General features: G+C 67.1%; 16 protein-coding genes. 9 read left to right on the plus strand and 7 right to left on the minus strand.

Annotated features, from left to right (window positions below; translation table 11 throughout):
* Window positions 1–206: 206 nt before the first annotated feature.
* The 5 genes from BN4332_RS17270 to BN4332_RS17290 form a co-directional block, all read right to left on the minus strand.
* A complete protein-coding gene (locus BN4332_RS17270; RefSeq protein WP_338066780.1) occupies window positions 207–956 on the minus strand; it encodes an AmiS/UreI family transporter in 750 nt (249 codons plus the stop codon).
* On the minus strand, window positions 956–1,714 hold the full coding sequence (locus BN4332_RS17275; RefSeq protein WP_066899992.1) for a cysteine hydrolase family protein: 759 nt from the start codon (window positions 1,712–1,714) through the stop codon (window positions 956–958). Before BN4332_RS17275 ends, BN4332_RS17270 begins: the two co-directional genes overlap by 1 nt.
* 63 nt (window positions 1,715–1,777) lie before the next feature.
* A complete protein-coding gene (locus BN4332_RS17280; protein WP_066899994.1) occupies window positions 1,778–3,319 on the minus strand; it encodes a DUF4153 domain-containing protein in 1,542 nt (513 codons plus the stop codon).
* Window positions 3,316–4,344 carry a HAMP domain-containing sensor histidine kinase gene (locus tag BN4332_RS17285; RefSeq protein WP_066899995.1) on the minus strand — a complete coding sequence of 343 codons (1,029 nt, stop codon included), beginning with the start codon at window positions 4,342–4,344 and terminating at the stop codon, window positions 3,316–3,318. Before BN4332_RS17285 ends, BN4332_RS17280 begins: the two co-directional genes overlap by 4 nt.
* On the minus strand, window positions 4,341–5,006 hold the full coding sequence (locus tag BN4332_RS17290) for a response regulator (RefSeq protein ID WP_066899997.1): 666 nt from the start codon (window positions 5,004–5,006) through the stop codon (window positions 4,341–4,343). The genes BN4332_RS17285 and BN4332_RS17290 overlap by 4 nt, the downstream gene beginning before the upstream one ends.
* Window positions 5,007–5,149: 143 nt before the next feature.
* On the opposite strand from BN4332_RS17290, the gene BN4332_RS17295 reads away from it, so the two are divergent.
* The 7 genes from BN4332_RS17295 to BN4332_RS17325 all read left to right on the plus strand — a co-directional run bounded on the left by BN4332_RS17295 (window position 5,150) and on the right by BN4332_RS17325 (window position 14,786).
* On the plus strand, window positions 5,150–6,463 hold the full coding sequence (locus tag BN4332_RS17295; protein ID WP_066899999.1) for an SWIM zinc finger family protein: 1,314 nt from the start codon (window positions 5,150–5,152) through the stop codon (window positions 6,461–6,463).
* Window positions 6,460–7,917 carry a DUF5691 domain-containing protein gene (locus tag BN4332_RS17300; RefSeq protein WP_066900001.1) on the plus strand — a complete coding sequence of 486 codons (1,458 nt, stop codon included), beginning with the start codon at window positions 6,460–6,462 and terminating at the stop codon, window positions 7,915–7,917. Before BN4332_RS17295 ends, BN4332_RS17300 begins: the two co-directional genes overlap by 4 nt.
* The gene (locus BN4332_RS17305) at window positions 7,914–9,002 is read left to right on the plus strand and encodes an ATP-binding protein (RefSeq protein WP_066900003.1); all 1,089 of its coding nucleotides are present in this window, start codon (window positions 7,914–7,916) and stop codon (window positions 9,000–9,002) included. Before BN4332_RS17300 ends, BN4332_RS17305 begins: the two co-directional genes overlap by 4 nt.
* A complete protein-coding gene (locus BN4332_RS17310; RefSeq protein WP_235654117.1) occupies window positions 8,999–11,179 on the plus strand; it encodes a DUF5682 family protein in 2,181 nt (726 codons plus the stop codon). Before BN4332_RS17305 ends, BN4332_RS17310 begins: the two co-directional genes overlap by 4 nt.
* The gene (locus tag BN4332_RS17315; RefSeq protein ID WP_066900005.1) at window positions 11,172–12,326 is read left to right on the plus strand and encodes a VWA domain-containing protein; all 1,155 of its coding nucleotides are present in this window, start codon (window positions 11,172–11,174) and stop codon (window positions 12,324–12,326) included. Before BN4332_RS17310 ends, BN4332_RS17315 begins: the two co-directional genes overlap by 8 nt.
* Window positions 12,327–12,429: 103 nt before the next feature.
* Window positions 12,430–13,290 carry a helix-turn-helix domain-containing protein gene (locus BN4332_RS17320; RefSeq protein ID WP_066900007.1) on the plus strand — a complete coding sequence of 287 codons (861 nt, stop codon included), beginning with the start codon at window positions 12,430–12,432 and terminating at the stop codon, window positions 13,288–13,290.
* 287 nt (window positions 13,291–13,577) lie between these two features.
* Entirely contained in the window at window positions 13,578–14,786 is a 1,209-nt protein-coding gene (locus tag BN4332_RS17325) for a hypothetical protein (protein WP_096866931.1), read from the plus strand.
* A gap of 60 nt (window positions 14,787–14,846) precedes the next feature.
* On the opposite strand, the gene ipdF is transcribed toward BN4332_RS17325, so the two are convergent.
* Window positions 14,847–15,638, minus strand: a complete 792-nt coding sequence (ipdF, locus tag BN4332_RS17330) for a (5R,7aS)-5-hydroxy-7a-methyl-1-oxo-2,3,5,6,7,7a-hexahydro-1H-indene-carboxyl-CoA reductase (RefSeq protein WP_066900011.1) — start codon at window positions 15,636–15,638, stop codon at window positions 14,847–14,849.
* Window positions 15,638–16,786 (minus strand): acyl-CoA dehydrogenase IpdE1, encoded by a 1,149-nt coding sequence (gene ipdE1, locus BN4332_RS17335; RefSeq protein WP_066900013.1) that lies wholly within the window; start codon window positions 16,784–16,786, stop codon window positions 15,638–15,640. Before ipdE1 ends, ipdF begins: the two co-directional genes overlap by 1 nt.
* 45 nt (window positions 16,787–16,831) lie before the next feature.
* Between ipdE1 and fadD3 the strand changes: the two genes are divergently transcribed.
* Both fadD3 and BN4332_RS17345 read left to right on the plus strand, forming a co-directional pair.
* Window positions 16,832–18,400, plus strand: coding sequence for a 3-((3aS,4S,7aS)-7a-methyl-1,5-dioxo-octahydro-1H-inden-4-yl)propanoate--CoA ligase FadD3 (fadD3, locus tag BN4332_RS17340; RefSeq protein ID WP_066900015.1), 1,569 nt, complete (start codon window positions 16,832–16,834; stop codon window positions 18,398–18,400).
* Entirely contained in the window at window positions 18,391–19,521 is a 1,131-nt protein-coding gene (locus BN4332_RS17345) for an acyl-CoA dehydrogenase family protein (RefSeq protein ID WP_066900017.1), read from the plus strand. The genes fadD3 and BN4332_RS17345 overlap by 10 nt, the downstream gene beginning before the upstream one ends.
* Window positions 19,522–19,583: the final 62 nt, after the last annotated feature.

A 19,583-nucleotide genomic window follows, 5' to 3' on the forward strand; every position in this document is an offset into this window, starting at 1 on the left:
ACGGGAAACCGGCCCCCNGCCCACCAGGCCCACCACCACCGCCGGCCCCAACACCCGGTACGGCGCCGACGCCAGCGGGACGATCGGCCAGACGCGCCGCGGCCACATCGTCCATCCGGGCTCTCCCGAACTCGGCAACGCGGGACCGATCAGTGGCGGCATCACGGGCTGTCCCGGATAGGCCGGAACTCCTGGAACCACCGTCGTCATGTCGTTTCCTCCCCCGTCGTCGGCTCCGGGATGCCGACCCTGATCCGGCACCCCGCCTCGGCGTTCATCACTTCGATAACCCCGCCGTGCAATTCGACCGCCCAGCGCGCGATGGCCAGACCCAGCCCGGTGCNCGCGACGTCACCGCCGGCACTGCGCCGGGAGAGCACGACCGACAGCGCAGTGGCGGCCAGCAGCACCACCAGCGCAGCCGCGCCGGCCACCGGTGAGGTCGGCCAGATCCCGTTCAACAGCAGGATCGCCGGCACGGTGCAGGTCGGAATGCCGAGCAGCACCAGGAACCATCCGGTGAAGTGGCCCAGATCGAGCCGACCGACCTTGCCGACCCCGAGCCCCAACAGCACGAAGAACAACGTCCACATGATCGCCCAGGTCGCCCAGATGACGGCGAACACCGGATCGGACCCGACACTCGTTATCGCGTAGTACGCCGCGATGGCCGCGACGAACGTGCTGTACCAACCGAATCCGCGCGGATCGATGTCGAAGATCTGGATGAACCCGAACCACAGGTAGGTGAATCCGAACAGATAACTCGGCCAGGTCGCGTTGACGATGGCGGGATCGCCGCCCGACTGCACGAGCACCAGCGTCGGCAGGACGACCTGGGCGGCACCGACGAACAGGTTGATCGGGGCGGCGCCGCGCCCGCTGACCAGACCGACCGAGACGAGTCCGTTGACGAACAGCGCCACACCCACGAGAAGCAGACCGACGTTTCCCATCAGCGGCCGACCCACTCCACGAACTGATCCGACGTGATCACCGGCGCGAAGAAGTTGTTGATCCGTTCGAAGGCGGCCCGCTCCTGATCGGGGTGGGCGGCACCGGTCGCATCGCCGATCACGATGGGCAACAGGCCGTGATCGCGCGCCGCGCGCGCATTGCCCTCGACGCACCAGTCGAGATGGATCCCGGTGAGCACCAACACCTCCACCCGCTGCCGACTCAACGCGCCGGGCAGGTCGGTACCGACGAAGGCCGTCTGCAACGCCTTTTCGTACAACTCGTTGTCACCGGGTTCAACCAGCTCGCGCAGCTCGCCCACGAGTTCGTTGTCCCAGGCGATCTGCTCGGGCGTGGCGTCGATATGGCCGGTCCAGCCGTCGTACTGCACGCGATCGAAATCTGTCTTCGGGTAGTCGTCGCGGAACACGGAGAACCCGATCCAGTTGAACGACACGAAGTTCGCCGCCGATCGCGCCGCCTTTGCCACCTTCACGGTCGCCTCAAGGCTGCCCCGGAAAGCATGACCTTCGGCATATTGGACCCCGCCCGGCTTGTACAGCGAGTTGGACTGGCTGATCGACAGAAACGCCGCGGGCCGGGACAAGATCTCACGGAAGTCGAGCCTCTCCCACTGCTTGGCGAGCGGCGGGATGGCGGCTCGATTGTCGGTCGGATATCCCAGCGCCTCAGGATCGAGCGCGATCGGTTCCAGCGGAGTGGTTCGAGAGAGGTCCTCGACGGAGAGTGCGGTCACACGGCATACCTTCGGCCGACGGCAGCGCCGTTGACAGCGTTTGAATCGGCACGATTCTGGCGTTTACCGGTACTGCGGATACGACCAGTACGGAGAGCAGTACTCGGGCAGCTCGGTGACCACCGGCCGGTCCGCAAGAGCCCGGGACAGATTGAACAGATACCACGGATCCGACTCGGGCCCATCGGATCGCACGCACGCCCGGATGTGCTCAGGCAGCCGGTGCAATGCCGGATCGATGTCTGAGGACAGGTTGGACAGGTATTCGGCGTCGAGCTGGCCGTTCTGTTCGAACCGGTCGATGTTCTTATCGGCGACCAGCCTCTCGGGATTGAGCACCGCCAGTCCGAGCAGGGCGGCCACTCCCGCCACCAATACCGCGTGCGGTAGCCAGCGTCCCGACATCCGGATCCCGGTCGCGGCCACCAGGAGGAACACCACGCCCAGCCACAGTTCGATGGTCACGACCATCACCCGATCGGTGCTGAACCCGTATGCCTGCTGGTACAGCCACATCCGATGGATCGCCGAGATCACCACGACAACCGAGGTGGCACAGAGGATTCCGACCAGGACCCGCAGCAATCGGCGATCACCGGTGTCGGTCCGGCCGGCCACCCGGATCACCACGGCGAGCACCAAGAGGGTCAGCGCAGACACCCAGAGCAGCTGCCAGAAGCCCTGCCTGGCGTACTCCGCGTAGGTCAGCCCTTCGGTTTCCAACACGTGGGTGTGGCCGCCGAACAGCACCGCGGCCTGCACCACCACGAACGCGATGAACAACACGTCGAGCACCCCGAGCGGCAGCGCCCACTCCCACCGCGGCACCGGCCGCATCGGCGCCGGGGCCAGGGCGTCCAGCCGCGGTGGGAATCGAGTCAGGTAGGCACCACCGAGGACGAAGGACGCCACGATCCCGAACACCACGATCCGTGCGATGCCCTCGGCTCCGTCGAAGGACGGCACCAGGGTTCCGGCCCAATGAGCGAAAGCCGCATCCGCCGAGGCGAACAGGGCCCCGAACACCAGCACCATGACCACGGTGAGGCCGACGACCACCGCGATGCGCCCCGGGTTGGCGACGCCTCCCCGCGACGGCATTCCACGTCGCACCCACCCGCTCACCCGCGCCGGCAACAGCCACGGCAGGAACGGCCCGGAGAACACCGCAGTCCAGGTTCGCCCACCGAACAGCGTGCACCAACCGACGATCCAGGCCGCCATGACACACAGCACGCCCAGCCACTCCGCGGCCAGCACCGCGGGAACGGCGAGAAGTGCCAGGGTCAACGCCATCCCGGCCCACTCCGTACGAGTGGGCCGACGCTCCGCGGTGCCGTACACCACGGCGAACACCATCAACCCGACAACCAGGTACCCGATGCTGAGCACCGACGGACGCCACAGCGCGGTGCCCACCAGGCCCACCACCACCGCCGGCCCCAACACCCGGTACGGCGCCGACGCCAGCGGGACGATCGGCCAGACGCGCCGCGGCCACATCGTCCATCCGGGCTCTCCCGAACTCGGCAACGCGGGACCGATCAGTGGCGGCATCACGGGCTGTCCCGGATAGGCCGGAACTCCTGGAACCACCGTCGTCATGTCGTTTCCTCCCCCGTCGTCGGCTCCGGGATGCCGACCCTGATCCGGCACCCCGCCTCGGCGTTCATCACTTCGATAACCCCGCCGTGCAATTCGACCGCCCAGCGCGCGATGGCCAGACCCAGCCCGGTGCCCCCATCGGAGGTGGCGCCGCGGGTGAACCGCTCGAAAACGCGTTCCCGCTCGGCGGCCGCGATCCCCGGGCCCTGATCGGACACCTCGAGCCGCAGTCCGGATGCCCCGCGGCCGGCCTGCACCGTCACCCGGCCACCGGCCGGGCTGTGCCGAATCGCGTTGTCCACCAGGTTGACCACGACCTGCCGCAGCCGCGCCGGATCCGCAACGGCCTTCAGGCCCAGCGGTGACACCCTGATGTCCACCGCCACGTCACCCGCCGACACGGAAACATGTGCCACGGCCTCGCGCAGAAATTCGTCGACGTCGAACCGGCTGATCTGCAACGGGATCGCCCCGCCCTCGATGCGGGACAGATCGAGCAGGTTGGTCACCAGCTCGCCGAGGCGTTCGGTCTGTGACAGTGCCATCCGCATGGTCTGGGCGTCTGGTTCGACGACCCCGTCGACCACGTTCTCTAGGACGGCCTGCAGCGCGGTGATCGGTGTACGAAGCTCGTGGGACACATTGCCGATCAGGCCCCGCCGGTACTCGTCGGCGGCGCCGAGGTCCGCCGCCATCTGGTTGAAAGCCGTTGCCAGTTGCCCGATTTCGTCGCGTGAGGTGGCGCGTACCCGGATGCTGTAGTCGCCTCGGGCCATGGCGCGCGCGGCTGCGGTCATCTGCCGCAGCGGTGAGGTCATGCCGTGGGCGAGGAACTGCGTCAGAATCAGCGACGTGGCGAGCGCGGCCAGCAGCGCATACCGGAACTGCCAGCTGGCGCCGATCCAGAACGTGAACGAGGCCAGCAGGATCGCCCCGCCCACCAACAGACCGGTCTTGACCTTGAACGACGCGAATGGGTCAAGCGGTCTGGGCAGCCGATCCCACAGTTCGGCGACGATGCTCACCGGGGTACCTCGAGCGCGTAGCCGACCCCGTGCACCGTGCGGATCAACTCTGATCCGAGCTTGCGGCGCAACGCCTTGACGTGGCTGTCCACCGTGCGGCTCTCCACCTCCGAGGCCCAACCCCAAACCTGTTCCAGCAGCGTCTCGCGGGCCACCGCGGCCCTGGGGCGGCCGGCCAAGAAGGCCAGCAGGTCGAATTCGGTTCGGGTGAGGTGAATCTCCCGGTCGCCCTGGTGAACCCGGCGCTCGGTCAGGTCGATGCGGTATTCACCCACCGACAGCGGCTGATCGGCGGCGGCCCGGTCCACCCGGCGCAGCAGCACCCGGACCCGGGCCACCAGCTCACGCATGCTGAACGGCTTGGTCAGGTAGTCATCGGCACCGATACCAAGACCGATCAGCATGTCGGTCTCATCGGTGCGTGCGGTCAGCATGAGGACCGGCACGACCCGTTCGGCCTGGATGCGCCGGCACACCTCCAGCCCGTCGAAGCCCGGCAGCATCACATCGAGCACCACCAGATCCGGCTGGGTCGCCGCGGCGGTTGCCACCGCCGATGGTCCGTCGACGGCCGTGTCGACCTCGAACGCCTCGGCGCGCAGCCGGGTGGCGACCGCGGACAAGATGGTCGGCTCGTCGTCGACCACCAGGATTCGCTTCACGAATCCGACTCTAGGTGCAGGTTGTGGTGCCGCCGGGCAGCGATTGTGAAGATCTTGTGGAGACCGCCGGAAATTTGCTGTAGTCGGGTGTCGGCCGACCTGGTTACGCTGGCCGGGGTCAGCAGGTATCTGGAGGGGCGGCGGTGAACAACAGCGTGGACCAGAACACGACGTGGTCCACCGACGAGGTACGCCAGTTTGCCGGGAAGGCCTTCGCCGCGGGCCGGAAACTGGCGGGCGCGGCGGGTTGGTCCAACACCGGCGCCACCCAGACCTTGTTGTGGGGCGACTTCCAGGGCAGCGGACGCACCCCGTACCGCGTGCAGGTCAATCTGGTGGGTCCGACGTACAAATGCTCGTGCCCGTCGCGGCAGTTCCCCTGCAAGCACGTGGTCGGCCTGGTGCTGCGGTGGTGCGGCGGCAGTGTGGACGCGACGGCCGAGGCTCCGGCCGACACCGTGGTCACCCCCGCGCCCCCGAGGGCCCCGCGTGAGGTCAGCGAGAAAGCCCTCGCGGCGCGGGAGCACAGCGTCGCCGAGGGCCTGGAGCAACTCCGTCGGTGGATCGACGATCAGGTCCGCAACGGCATCGCCGGGATCAGCGCCGATCCTTACGCCGGATGGAGCGAGCCGATCGCCAGACGCATGGTCGACGCGAAGGCACCCGGCCTGGCGCGCTGGCTGCGCAGCCTGCCCGGCCATCTCACGGATGACGAGTGGCCACGGAAGATCATCGAGGATCTCGGGTTGATGCGCCTGCTGACCGACGCATACCGCACCATCGACGCCCTGCCCGAGGAGACTGCCGCCGCCGTCCGGCGCCACATCGGATTCACCGTGTCGCGGGCCGAGGTACTCGCCACCGATGCCGTGAACGACACCTGGCAGGTGCTCGGATATGCCGAGACGCTGGAGGATCGGTACACCACCCGGCGGATGTGGTTGAGCGGCACGGACACCGGGCTGTTGGTCAACGTGCAGTCGACCGCACCGAGCGGCACCAGCTTCGACAACCGGGTTGTTCCCGGCCGCGAGTTCGCCGGCGGTGTCCACCTCTATCCGGGCGGCCCGTCGAGCTTCCGCGTGGCAATCCCCGACGGCGACGTGCCGACCGTCCCCGTGCAACACCTCAACGTGACCGGTACCGGTATCGACGACGCGCTCGCGGCACGGGCTCGCGCACTGGCCGTCGATCCGTGGCTGCTGTGTTTTCCGGCGATCGTCACCGCCCGCGCCGTACAGCACAGCAGGCCCAAACGCCGGCATCTGGTCGACGCCGAGGGCAACGCCCTGCCGGCGATCTGCGACGACGACCGCTGGGCGCGACTGCAGGCCGGAAGCGGCGGGCGTTTGCAGCCGCTGCTGGTCGAGATCACCACGGACGGCGTCGATCCGCTGTCGCTGTTGAGCGACGCGCCGCCGTCGCGTCTGACCGGACCGGCGGTGACTGCGCTGTGAGCGACTATCAGCGGATGATCTCGGCCGCAACCGTCGGCTTCGGCGCAAAGCCCTTCCCCACGGCCGCCTTCGACGCTCCGGTCGACGGCAGCGTGGCTGCGGTGTGCGACGCGGCCGATCCGGTCGGATCGGTGTTGCGGGTGGCCGGCCTCTACGCGCTGGCACGACGGGCCGGGCAGCGTTCTGAGCACGTCGAGGTGGGCAGTGATCCGGCGCCTCCGGAAACCCGGCCACTCATCACCGACGCCCATGCGTTCCTCATCGAACGTGCGCTCACCGCCCGCCCCATCCTCGACGGCGCGGTCACCGACATCGCCATGGCCGGCCTGCGTCTGCCCCCGCGGCTCATCCCGATGCTGTTGCGGCTACAGCAGAGTGACGTTGTGACGCAGGCACTCTGGGATGCGATCGGCTCCGGCGGCCAGTGGTATGCCGTCGAGCACTACGGTCGCAATCACCGCGCCTTGCGCCAGGTTCTCCACGGTCAGTCCACGGAGTGGCCCAAGGAATCCGACTACACCCACGGTGATACCACCAAGCGCCTGAACTGGCTCGCCACCGCCAGGACGCTCGACCCGGACCGGGCCCGCGACCTGGTGGCTCAGCACTGGTCCAGCGAGGATGCCGAGTCCCGGGCCGCTCTGTTGGCGGCGTTCGCGTCACCCGAACATGACGCCGACGAACCGTTCTTGGAGGCCGCCCTGGACGACCGGGCGGTCACCGTGCGTAGCGCCGCCATCGCCGTGCTCGGCGGGCGCCGCCGCAGCCGCTACCTCGACCGTATGAAAGCCCGTGCCGCTCAGCTCTTCTCGGTCAAGAAGTCGATGTTGGGCGTGAAGATCGCGGTCCATTCGTTGCCCGGGCCCGACGCCGCGGCGGTCCGTGACGGGCTGAGCACCACCAAACCGGAAGCCGTCGTCGCCCGCACCCCGATCGCGTTCTGGTCCGAGGTGTTCGGCGCCGTCGCACCGGAGAAGGTGGCCCGCGCGCTATATGACACTGATCAGGCCGTCCTGGCCGCGCTGACCGCCAGTGCGCTGCGCGGCAACAATCCCACCTGGGCGGTGCCGCTGTTGCAGCGTTGCCTGCCCGGCGATTACGCCACCTACTTCGACGCCGCCACGGCGCATCCGGCGATCTCGGCCGAGATGATCCGCGCGCTCACCCATACCGCACAGGCCGCGCCCTTGGTACGCATCGTGGCGAGCCTGCCGCGACCGTTCGCCCCCGACGTTGCCGCGGCTCTGTTCGGATCGCTGGCCGGGGCGGGCTGGGGCACGGCGCGTCAACGCCGCGAGGCCGCCGCATACCTCGCCGCCGGGTACCCGCTGGACTGGCTGCCGCGCTTCGCGAAGCTCGCCGACCTCACCACCGACGAAGAACTGCACACGTTCTACGCGACCATATTCGAGCTGCTCACCCTGCGATTCGACCTTGCAAAGGAACTCCGATGACACCCGCCCTCCTGCGCCCGCACGCCGAGCAGTTGTTCGCCGCCGAACTCGCCGCCCTGCGGTCGGCCGACGACAAACCCGTACCACCGAACTGGTCGATGTCGCCGCACGCCGTGGTGCGCTATCTGCTGGGCGGGGAAACCGTTGACGGAGTGGAGATCACCCCGAAGTACATCGGACCCCGGCGCATCATCGAGGTGGCCGTGGCGACGCTGGCCACCGACCGGGCACTGCTGCTGCTCGGCGTCCCCGGCACCGCCAAGACCTGGGTGTCGGAGCATCTGGCCGCGGCCGTCACCGGGGATTCGACGCTGCTGGTGCAGGGCACCGCGGGCACCGTCGAGGAGGCCGTCCGGTATGGCTGGAACTACGCTCGGCTGATCGCCGAAGGCCCGTCCGAGCAGGCCCTGGTTCCGTCACCGATCATGACCGCGATGCGCGACGGCAAGATCGCCCGCCTCGAAGAGCTCACCCGCATCCCGTCGGAGGTGCAGGACGCACTCATCACGGTGCTCTCCGAAAAGACGCTTCCCATCCCGGAACTCGGCACCGAGGTGCAGGCCACCCAGGGTTTCAACGTGATAGCGACGGCCAACGACCGCGACCGAGGTGTCAACGATTTGTCCTCGGCGCTGCGGCGGCGGTTCAACACCGTGGTACTTCCGCTGCCGGCGAGCCTCGACGACGAGGTGGAGATCGTGACGCGCCGGGTCGCCGACATCAGTGGATCCCTGCAGCTGCCCGCGGTTCCGACCTCCGCCGACGAAATTCGCCGTGTGGTCACGGTGTTCCGCGAACTGCGCTCCGGGTTGACCGCCGACGGCCGCAACAAGCTCAAGCAGCCGTCCGGCACGCTGTCCACCGCCGAGGCGATCTCCGTGGTCACGCAGGGCATCGCGATGTCGGCACACTTCGGCGATGGCGTGCTGCGGCCGGCCGATACCGCCGCGGGCATCGTCGGTGCGGTGGTGAAGGATCCGGTCAACGACGCGGTGGTGTGGCTGGAATACCTCGAGGCCGTCGTGCGGGAACGTGACGGGTGGGCCGACTTCTACCGGGCATCGCGGGACGTGCTGAACTCGTGACCACCCACGTCCTGGGGGTTCGGCATCACGGTCCGGGGTCTGCCCGTGCCGTGGTGTCCGAGCTCGACCGGATCCGGCCCGACATCGTGGTGATCGAAGGACCGGCCGACGCGAACGCGCTGACCACCGACGTCGACCACACCGAGATGGTGCCGCCCGTCGCGATCATGGCGTATGCGGTCGACGATCCCGCGGTGTCGGCATTCTGGCCGTTCGGCGGATTCTCCCCGGAGTGGCAGGCGCTGCTGTGGGCCGCGCGCAACGAGGTTCCGGTGCGGTTCTGCGATCTGCCCGCGGCCACCGTGCTGGCCCAGCGCGACGAGCGGCACGAGAGCGCATCGTTCGTGCGCATCGATCCGATCGGGGCGCTCGCCGAGGCCGCGGGTTACGACGACCCTGAACGCTGGTGGGATGACGTTGTTGAATCTCGCACCGATGGAACCGGATTCGACGCGATCACCGAGGCAATGCGGACCGTGCGGGAGCTCGAACCCGCCGAGGACGATCCGATCGAGCATCAGCGTGAAGCACACATGCGTCAGGTAATCCGCAAAGCCGCCAAGGAATTCGCGACGGTCGTCGTGGTGTGCGGGGCCTGGCACGCACCCGCACTATCCGGCAAACTTCCCGCCGCCAGCGCGGATTCGGCGCTGCTGCGTGGGCTGCCGAAGGTGAAGTCCGCGACGGTGTGGGTGCCGTGGACCCATTCACGGCTGGCCGCGGCCTCGGGTTACGGCGCGGGCATCCGGTCGCCCGGCTGGTATCAGCACGCGTTCCTAGAACGCGAGCGCCCGGTGGAAACCTGGCTGACGTTGGCGGCCCGGGCATTGCGCGAACACGACATCTTCGTCTCCTCCGCGCATGTCATCGAAGGCGTCCGCCTGGCCAACGCGCTGGCGGCGATGCGGGGCCGCGCCCATCCCGGGTTGAGCGAGGTCAACGAGGCCACCGAGGCCGTGCTGTGCGAGGGTTCCGATACCCGGTTCGGGCTCATCGTGCGGGAGCTGGTGGTGGGTGAACGGCTCGGCAGCATTCCCGAACACCTGCCGATGGTGCCGCTGCTGGCCGACCTCACCAAACAGCAGAAGTCGTTGCGGCTCAAGCCAGATGCCGCCGCCAAGCAGGTCACCCTAGACCTGCGCAAACCCAACGATCTGGCCAAATCCCATCTGCTGCACCGGCTCGCCGTTCTCGACATTCCGTGGGGCGAGCCCGAGATCGCCACCGGGCAGGGCACGTTCAAGGAACCATGGACCCTGCAGTGGCTACCGGAGTTCGCCGTGAAGGTCGTGATTTCGTCGGTGTGGGGCAACACGGTATATCGCGCCTGCAAGGCCAAACTGATCGATGTCGCCGGGAACGCCGCGCATCTGGGCGAGGTCACCGCAGCCATCGAGGCCGCCCTGCTGGGAGGCGTCGACGAGGCCGTCCCGCACCTGCTGAGCATCCTGGAGAACAAGGCCGCCGTCGACCGCGACCTCACCGAACTCATGGCGGCTCTGCCCGCCCTGGCCCGGTCCCTGCGCTACGGCGATGTGCGTCGCACCGACGCGGCCGCGCTCGGCGAGGTCACCACGTCGCTGCTGCGCCGGGTCAACGTCGGCCTGCCCGCGACGCTGACCGGGCTCGGTCCGGACGCCGCCGCCGAGATACTCGTGCACGTCAACGCGGTGACCGAAACCGTCGATCTGCTCGATACGGATGTCCGCGGCGAATGGCTCGCCACCATCGCACGGCTGGCCGATCGCGATGACCTGCACGGAAGCCTGATCGGCCGGTTCGTCCGGATCGGGGTCGACGGAGCCATGTTCACCACCACCGAGGCGGCCCACCGCATGCGGCGCGCGTTGAGCATCGGCGCGCCGGCCGACGAGAAGTCCGCGTGGATCGAGGGCTTCCTGTCCGGCAGCGGACTGCTGCTGGTACACGACACCGAACTGCTCTCGGTGATCGACGAATGGCTGATCGGTCTGACCGCAACCGAGTTCACCGATGTCCTACCGCTGGTGCGTCGCACCTTCAGCACGTTCGACGCCGGTGTCAAACGCAACATCGGGCACGCGGTGGCCACCGCGGGTTCGGCCGCCCACACCGAATTCGACGTCGACGCCGACCGCGCCCGGCCCGCAGTGATCGCGGCGGCGGCCATCTTCGCACGGGGGATCACCGATGGCTGACGACACCACGCCCGACGAACGCGACCGCCGGTGGCGGCTGGTGCTGGGGTCGGATGCCGAATCGCTGCCCAGCCTGCACGCCGGTGACGTCGAGATGGACAAGGCCCTGTCGGCGTTGTACGACCGCAAGGGCGGCCTCGGCGGATCGGCACCGAAGGTGGCGCGATGGTTGGGAGACATCCGAAAGTACTTCCCCAGCACCGTGGTTCAGGTGATGCAGCAGGATGCCATCGAACGGCTCAACCTGCGCATGCTGCTGCTCGAACCGGAGATGATGGACAGCATCGTCCCGGACCTGTCGTTGGCCACCACGTTGATCACGCTCGGCGAGGCCATTCCCGACGAATCGAAGGCCTCGGCGCGGGCCCTGGTACGCAAGGTGGTCGAGGACATCGAGCGCCGCATCGCCGACGGCACTCGGGCCACGCTGCGCGGCGCGCTGTCGCGCAGCGCACGGACCAACCGGCCGCTGGCCTCCGACATCGACTGGAACCGCACCATCGCACGCAACCTGAAAACGTTCCAGCCGGACCTGAAGACGATCATCCCCGAGCGGCTGGTCGGGTTCCGCCGCGCCGGGCGGTCGGTGACCAAGGACATCGTGCTGGCCATCGACCAGTCCGGTTCGATGGCCGAATCGATCGTGTACTCCGCGGTTTTCGGCGCGGTTATCGCGTCGATGCGCTCCCTGCGCACGTCGCTCGTGGTGTTCGACACTGAAGTCGTCGACCTGACCGACCTGCTCGACGACCCCGTCGACGTGCTGTTCGGCACCCAACTCGGTGGCGGCACCGACATCAACCGGGCCATCGCCTACTGCCAGACCCTGATCACGCGGCCGACCGACAGCATCTTCGTGCTGATCTCCGACCTTTACGAAGGTGGCGTCCGCGACGAGATGCTGGCCCGCGTCAAACAACTCGTCGACGCGGGAGTCACTGTCGTCGTGCTGCTGGCGCTGTCCGATTCGGGCGCACCGTCATTCGATCGGGAGATCGCCGCCGATCTGGCCGCCATGGAAGTTCCCGCGTTCGCGTGCACCCCCGACGCCTTTCCCGAGCTGCTGGCGCTGGCCATCGCCAAGGGCGACATCCGTGGCTGGGCGGACCGGACCGGCCTCGCCCAGCGCGGGATGGACGAGCCCTAGGCGCTCGCTGATCCGCACCTTGCCAAGGGGTGTTCGTCACCGTCGCCCTTGAATGCATTCATTTCCCCGATGCTCGCCTGTCCGCGTGGATACACTCCCGCGCATGGCCATGAAGCCGTGGGACGGTGACCGACCCCAGACTCCACGTACGGTGCTCAAGCAGGACATCGTCTCGGCCCGCGGCTTGTCGTTCAACTTCGTCAGCGAACGGATATCCGCACCCACCGATTGGTGCAGCGTCGACGCCACCAACCACGTGATGTACGTATATCGGCACGGAGCCATGCGCTCAATGGAGACGCTGCTCGACTGGGGCCCCTCAGGACGTGTTCCGCCCAGCGCGGGAGACATCTGGTGGAAACCTGCCGGCCTTGCCTGCGCAGCACTGGTCCAAGGCGACACTGCGGGATATTGCGAGATCTCAATTCCTGGTCGTGCGATTGGCGATGCGGCTTTGATTCCGCGGGTCAAATATCGAAACCCGCTGATCCATCATCTCGTTGAGGAGATCTGCAGCGTTGCCGGTCGTGAGGACACGGTCGCTCGGTTACTCAAAGAATCTTCGGCAGAGACACTGCGACTGCTCATCGTCGACGCCCACACGCTAGGCCGGCAAGGAAAGCGCGACGAGCGTCGGTCTCTGGACGCCACCACTCAGGCGGCGATCGTCGAGTACCTGAACGACGGCTTGGACTCCGAGATCAGCGTGGACTCGCTGGCGCGGTTCGCCGGGATGCCCGTCGAAACATTCATCAAGGCATTCCGGCGGGCGTTCCACACCACCCCGTATCAATTCCTGTTGGATCGCCGCATCGAGCAGGCCAAGACCTTGCTGGTGAGCACCTCCTTGTCGATGACAGAAATCGGCTCTGCGGTGGGCTTTCCGAACCCGAGTCACTTTGCCGCCACGTTCGGACGTCGTGTCGGTCTATCGCCTCGCGCCTACCGCCGGTCAGTGCGATAGACCCTGATACAGGGCCGAATCCCGAATTCACCTCACCCCTACGCCGTCCCGAGCCATTAGATCGGAATCGTTGCGGATTGAAGTAATTGAAACGTGTTCCACAAGAATCGAAAAGTAGCCAAGAATTGAAAAGCTTTCTCAGCTGACTCTCAGATACCTTCGTCCGGTCACTGACACCTAGTGCCCTCGAAGGGGTTTTGATGCACAGAGCTCTACGTCCGTTCTCCACGGCTGCAATAGCCCTGACTGCGGCGAGCGTGGTCGCCGTCGCGCCTATTACGGCACCCATGCCGGAAGTCCAAACGCCGGCGATGTCGTCGGCCTCCGTACAACTCGCCGCCTCCACCTTCGTGGACCCCATCGCCCGCTGGAGCGAGGTGCTCACGACGACGCAGACAAATCTGCAGAGGATCGTCGACGCGGCATCCGCCAAACCGTTTCCAGTGCTGACTCAGGTCATCGAGAACCAGACGCGGTACGCGAACACAGTCGGCACCGCCCTGTCGTCAAGCGCTCAGGGCCTCTTCACGTTTGTAACTGGCAACGGCGCCGGCGACCTACCCACGTTACTCACAAAAGCCCAGGAGTCGCTCGCCGACGGCAATGTGAAAGATGCTGCACAACAGATCAGCTTCGCCCTCATGGCCATGGGCACCGCGCTCTTCCCGATGCTCTCGATGCTCTCCATTCCTGGCCAAATCACCCAGAACATCGCGAACGTAGCGAAGTTGATTGCGGCGCAGGGCTTGGACACCGGAATCATAGGCAAGCCCGCGTTTGGCTTGCTCAGTCTGGCGCAGAATATGATCGCCGTGACGGCCACCATCGCTCAATCCTTCGTTGATGCAGCAACTGCCGGTGACCCGATCGCCGCAGTCAGCACGATCGTCAACGCTCCCGCCGAGTTCACTGACGGAATGCTCAACGGGCAACTCATCATCCGACGGCCACCCTGGCCCCCGGCACGAGGTGTCGGGATCCTGACTAAGAGCGGATTCACCTACTGGTCCCCCGCCGAGGCTTTGTTCGTCAAGATTCCGCAGGCGATCGCGGCAGCGATCACCCCTCCCGCACCACCCACCGCCGTGGCAGCTTCCACAACCGACACGTCGCCCCAGCCGGACATTGCGGCCGTGTCGGCGCCCGAGGCTCCATCCGTGCCGACCGAGGCCGACACGGCCACGGATGACACCACCGAAGCTGCCGCTCCCGCCGCAGCGACCGTCAGTTCCAATGGCGCAACCGATCTTTCGGCCGGAAACAAGGCAGAACCCGGCAAGATCGGTACCACTTCAAGCCGGCCCGCCCAGCAGATCCGTACCTCGGTGGAGAGTGCGGCCAATGAAGTCAACAAGGGCCTCAACGACATTCGCCAGGGTATCGAGAAGTCGGTCACCGGACTGAAAGATCGAATCAGCAAGACGACCACCACTAGCGAGGCCAGCAGCAGCGCGAAGGACGCAACCGGTAGCTCCGACTCCGGCAGCGACAGCTAGCACCACACAATGCGGCCCCTGCCCGGAGTTCCGGACAGGGGCCGCATTGCAGGAACCAGATCAGGCGCGCTGGCTGGAAACCGAGATGACCTCGCCGGTCAGGTAGCTGGAGTAGTCGCTGGCCAGGTAGGCGATCGTGGTGGCGATCTCCCACGGTTCGGCCGCGCGGCCGAACGCCTCGTCCGAGGACAGCCGGTCCAGCAGGGCCGCATCCGCCGACTTCTCGAGGAACTTGTGCCGCGCGATGCTCGGCGAGACCGCGTTGATCCGCACGCCGTATTCGACGGCTTCGATTGCGCTGCAACGGGTCAGTGCCATCACGCCGGCCTTGGCGGCGGCGTAGTGCGACTGCGAGTGCTGTGCGCGCCAGCCGAGAACGCTGGCGTTGTTGACGATCACACCGCCGTGTTCGACGTCGCGGAAGTACCGCAGCGCGGCGCGGGTGGCCCGCATGACCGAGTTCAGCGTCACGTTGAGAACGCGATCCCACTCGTCGTCGGTCATGTCGACCAGCGGGGTCTCGCCACCCAGTCCGGCGTTGTTCACCAGGACGTCGAGGCGACCCATCTTCTCGACCGACCGGGCGATCAGCGCGTCGACCGCCTCGGTGGAGGTGACGTCGCAGACCACGGCCTCGACCCGGCCCAGGCCGAGCTCGGCGAGCTGGTCGCGGGTCTCGTTCAGTCGCCGCTCGTGGTAGTCGGACACCACGACGTCGGCACCCTCCAGCAGGGCGCGCCGGGCGGTGGACGAGCCGATGCCGGTGCCGGCGGCGGCGGTCACGAGAACGACCTTGCCCTTGAGCAGGCCGTGACCCTCAATCTCGTTGGGGGCGACGGAGAGATCGCTCATCAGCCTTTTGCCTCTCGGGGTAGGCCGAGCACCCGCTCGGCGATGATGTTGCGCTGAATTTCGTTGGACCCGCCGTAGATGGTGTCCGACCGCGAAAACAGATAGAGCCGCTGCCACTCGTCGAACTCGCCGTCTTCCAGCGTCAGCCCGGCCGTTCCCTGCACGTCCATGGCGATCTCGCCGAGTTCACGGTGCCAGTTGGCCCACAACAGCTTCGACACGTTGTCCTGGCCCGGCTGCTCGACATCCATCGTGGCCAGCGCGTAGGAACGCATGGCCTGCAGTCCGGTCCACGACTCGGTCAGCTTCTGACGGATCAGCGGATCGTCGGCCGCGCCGGTGCGCTTGGCCAGCTCGACCAGGTTCGAGTGCTCACGGGCGTAGCGAATCTGCTGGCCCAGCGTGGACACGCCACGCTCGAACGTCAGCGTGCCCATGGCCACGCGCCAGCCGTCGCCGGGCTGGCCGACGACCAGCGAGGCCTCGGTACGGGCGTCGTCGAAGAACACCTCGTTGAATTCGGAGTCGCCGGTCAACTGGATGATCGGGCGGATCTCGACGCCCGGCTGATCCAGCGGCACCAGAAGATAGGACAGCCCGGCGTGCCGCTTGGAGCCCTTCTCCGTGCGCGCCACCACGAAGCACCACTGGGCCCAGTGGGCCAGTGACGTCCACACCTTCTGACCGTTGATCACCCACTCGTCGCCGACCAGCTCGGCCGTCGTCGCCACGTTGGCCAGGTCGCTACCCGCGTTGGGTTCGGAGTAGCCCTGACTCCACAGCTCGGTGACGTCGAGGATCTTGGGCAGGAACCGCTGCTGCTGTTCGGGGGTGCCGTACTCGATGAGCGTCGGCCCGAGCAGCTCCTCGCCCAGGTGGTTGACCTTGTCCGGCGCGTTGGCGCGGGCGTACTCCTCGTAGAAGGCGACGCGGTGCGCGACCGACAGCCCACGGCCGCCGTGCTCCACCGGCCAGCCGAGGCAGGTCAATCCCGCGGCGGCGAGATGCTGATTCCACGCCCGCCGCTCTTCGAAGGCTTCGTGTTCACGCCCCGGTCCACCCAGGCCCTTGAGCGCTGCGAATTCGCCTACGAGATTGTCTGCGAGCCACTGCCGGACCTCGGCCCGGAACTCCTGGACCTCTATCACCCTTGTAGGCTAACCTACCAAGCACTTGCTTTGTTAGGGGAGTCGATGGCCAGGGCACACCACCCGCTCGCGGGGCAAGATCGCCGCACCGTTCCGGCGGTGCTGGACCGGGTTGCCGAGCAGTTTTCCGACCGTGACGCGCTGGTCAGCGATCATAAGAGCCTCACCTACTCGGAACTGCGCGCCCACGTACGCCAGGCCGCCGCGGCGATGATCGACCTCGGTGTCGAGCCCGGCGACCGAGTGGCGATCTGGTCTCCCAACACCTGGCACTGGGTGGTGGCCTGCCTGGCCACGCATTACGCCGGCGCGGAGATGGTGCCGCTGAACACCCGCTATACCGCCAGTGAGGCCACCGACATCCTGGCCCGCACCGAGGCCCCGTTGCTGATTGCCTCGGGCGAGTTCCTCGGTTCCGACCGCGCGTCCGAACTGGACCGCGAGGCACTTCCCGCGCTGCGACACATCGTGCGGGTGCCCGTCGAGAAACAGGATGGAACCTGGGACGAGTTCGTCGCCCGGGGCACTGACCTGGAAGCGGTCGACGCGCGTGCGGCCGCGGTGCAACCCGACGACGTGTCCGACATCCTGTTCACCTCCGGCACCACCGGGCGCAGCAAGGGTGTCCGGTGCGCGCACCGCCAGTCGCTGGACGGATCGGCGGCCTGGGCCGAGTGCGGCCAGGTCACCAGCACCGACCGTTATCTGTGCATCAACCCGTTCTTCCACAACTTCGGCTACAAGGCCGGCATCCTGGCCTGCCTGCAGACCGGCGCGACGCTGTACCCGGTGCTGACGTTCAACCCCGAGCAGGCGCTGAAAAGCATTGCCGAGCAGCGCATCACCGTGCTACCCGGCCCGCCCACCATCTTCCAGACCCTGCTGGACCATCCCAAGCGCGCCGAGTACGACCTGTCGTCGCTGCGCTTCTCGGTCACCGGAGCGGCGGTGGTGCCGGTCGTGCTGATCGAGCGGATGCAGTCCGAACTCGACATCGACATCGTGCTGACCGCCTACGGCCTGACCGAGGCGGCCGGGTTCGGCACCATGTGCAGCGCCGACGACGACGCCGTCACCGTGGCCACCACATGCGGTCGGCCCATCGCCGATTTCGAACTGCGCCTGGATGATTCGGGCGAGGTGCTGCTACGCGGACCGAACGTGATGCTCGGCTACCTCGACGATCCGGAGGCCACCGCGGCGGCCATCGACGCCGACGGCTGGCTGCACACCGGTGACATCGGCACCCTCGACGAACGCGGGAACCTGACCATCACCGACCGGCTCAAGGACATGTACATCTGCGGCGGGTTCAACGTGTATCCCGCCGAGATCGAGCAGGTGCTGGCCCGGCTGGACGGCGTCGCCGAGTCAGCGGTGATCGGCGTGCCCGACGAGCGGCTCGGCGAGGTCGGTAAGGCGTTCGTGGTCGTGAAGCCAGGGGCGTCCCTGGATGAGTCGGCCGTAATCGCCCACGCCCGTGAGCATCTGGCGAACTTCAAGGTGCCGCGGTCGGTGGAGTTTCTTGACGTACTGCCGCGAAATCCGGGCGGCAAGGTGATCAAGCCGGTGCTGCGCAGCAGAGGGACCCGAGAAGGGGTGCAATGGACCTGACATTCGACGACGAGACCGAGGCCTTCCGGGCCGAGGTCCGTGAATTTCTGGCGGCCAATCGGGATTCGTTCCCGACGAAGTCGTACGACACCCTTGAGGGTTTCGAGCAACACCGCCGTTGGGACAAGGTGCTTTTCGACGCCGGCCTCTCGGTGATCGCCTGGCCGAAGGAGTACGGCGGCCGTGATGCCACCCTGCTGCAGTGGGTGGTGTTCGAGGAGGAGTACTTCCACGCCGGCGCGCCCGGCCGGGCCAGCGCCAACGGCACCGCGATGTTGGCGCCTACCCTGTTCGCCCACGGCACCGAAGAGCAGTTGCAGCGCGTGCTGCCGAAAATGGCCAGTGGTGAGGAGATCTGGGCCCAGGCGTGGTCGGAGCCCGAGTCGGGTAGCGACCTGGCCTCGCTGCGTTCGACGGCCACCAAGGTCGACGGCGGCTGGAAGCTCAACGGACAGAAGATCTGGAGCTCACGCGCACCGTTCGGCGAGCGTGGCTTCGGCCTGTTCCGTTCCGATCCGGAGGCCCAGCGCCACAAGGGTCTGACCTACTTCATGTTCGACCTCAAGGCACCCGGGATCACCGTGCGTCCGATCGCCCAGCTCGGCGGCGACACCGGTTTCGGCGAGATCTTCCTCGACGACGTGTTCGTGCCGGACAACGATGTGATCGGCGGCGTGCACGAGGGCTGGCGCGCGGCGATGAGCACGTCGAGCAACGAGCGCGGCATGTCGCTGCGCAGCCCGGCCCGCTTCCTGGCCCCGGCGGAACGTCTTGTCGCGCAGTGGAAGTCCAACCCGGATCCGGTCTTCACCGATCGCGTTGCCGATGCCTGGATCAAGGCGCAGGCCTACCGGCTGCACACCTTCGGCACCGTGACCCGGCTGGCCAATGGTGGCGAACTCGGCGCGGAGTCGTCGGTGACCAAGGTGTTCTGGTCGGACCTGGACGTCGCCCTGCACCAGACCGCACTCGATATGCAGGGTCCTGACGCTGAGTTGGTCGATCACTGGACCGAGGGGTTGCTGTTCGCCCTGGGCGGCCCGATCTACGCCGGCACCAACGAGATCCAGCGCAACATCATTGCCGAGCGCCTTCTCGGCCTGCCCCGGGAGCCTAAGTGAACACCCGAGGACGACCGCGAGTGAGGATCGCAGCGAGTGACGAGCGAGGACCGGAGCGAGTG

Origin of the sequence: Mycolicibacterium houstonense, from assembly GCF_900078665.2 — a bacterium.
In the GTDB taxonomy this organism is placed as follows: domain Bacteria; phylum Actinomycetota; class Actinomycetes; order Mycobacteriales; family Mycobacteriaceae; genus Mycobacterium; species Mycobacterium houstonense.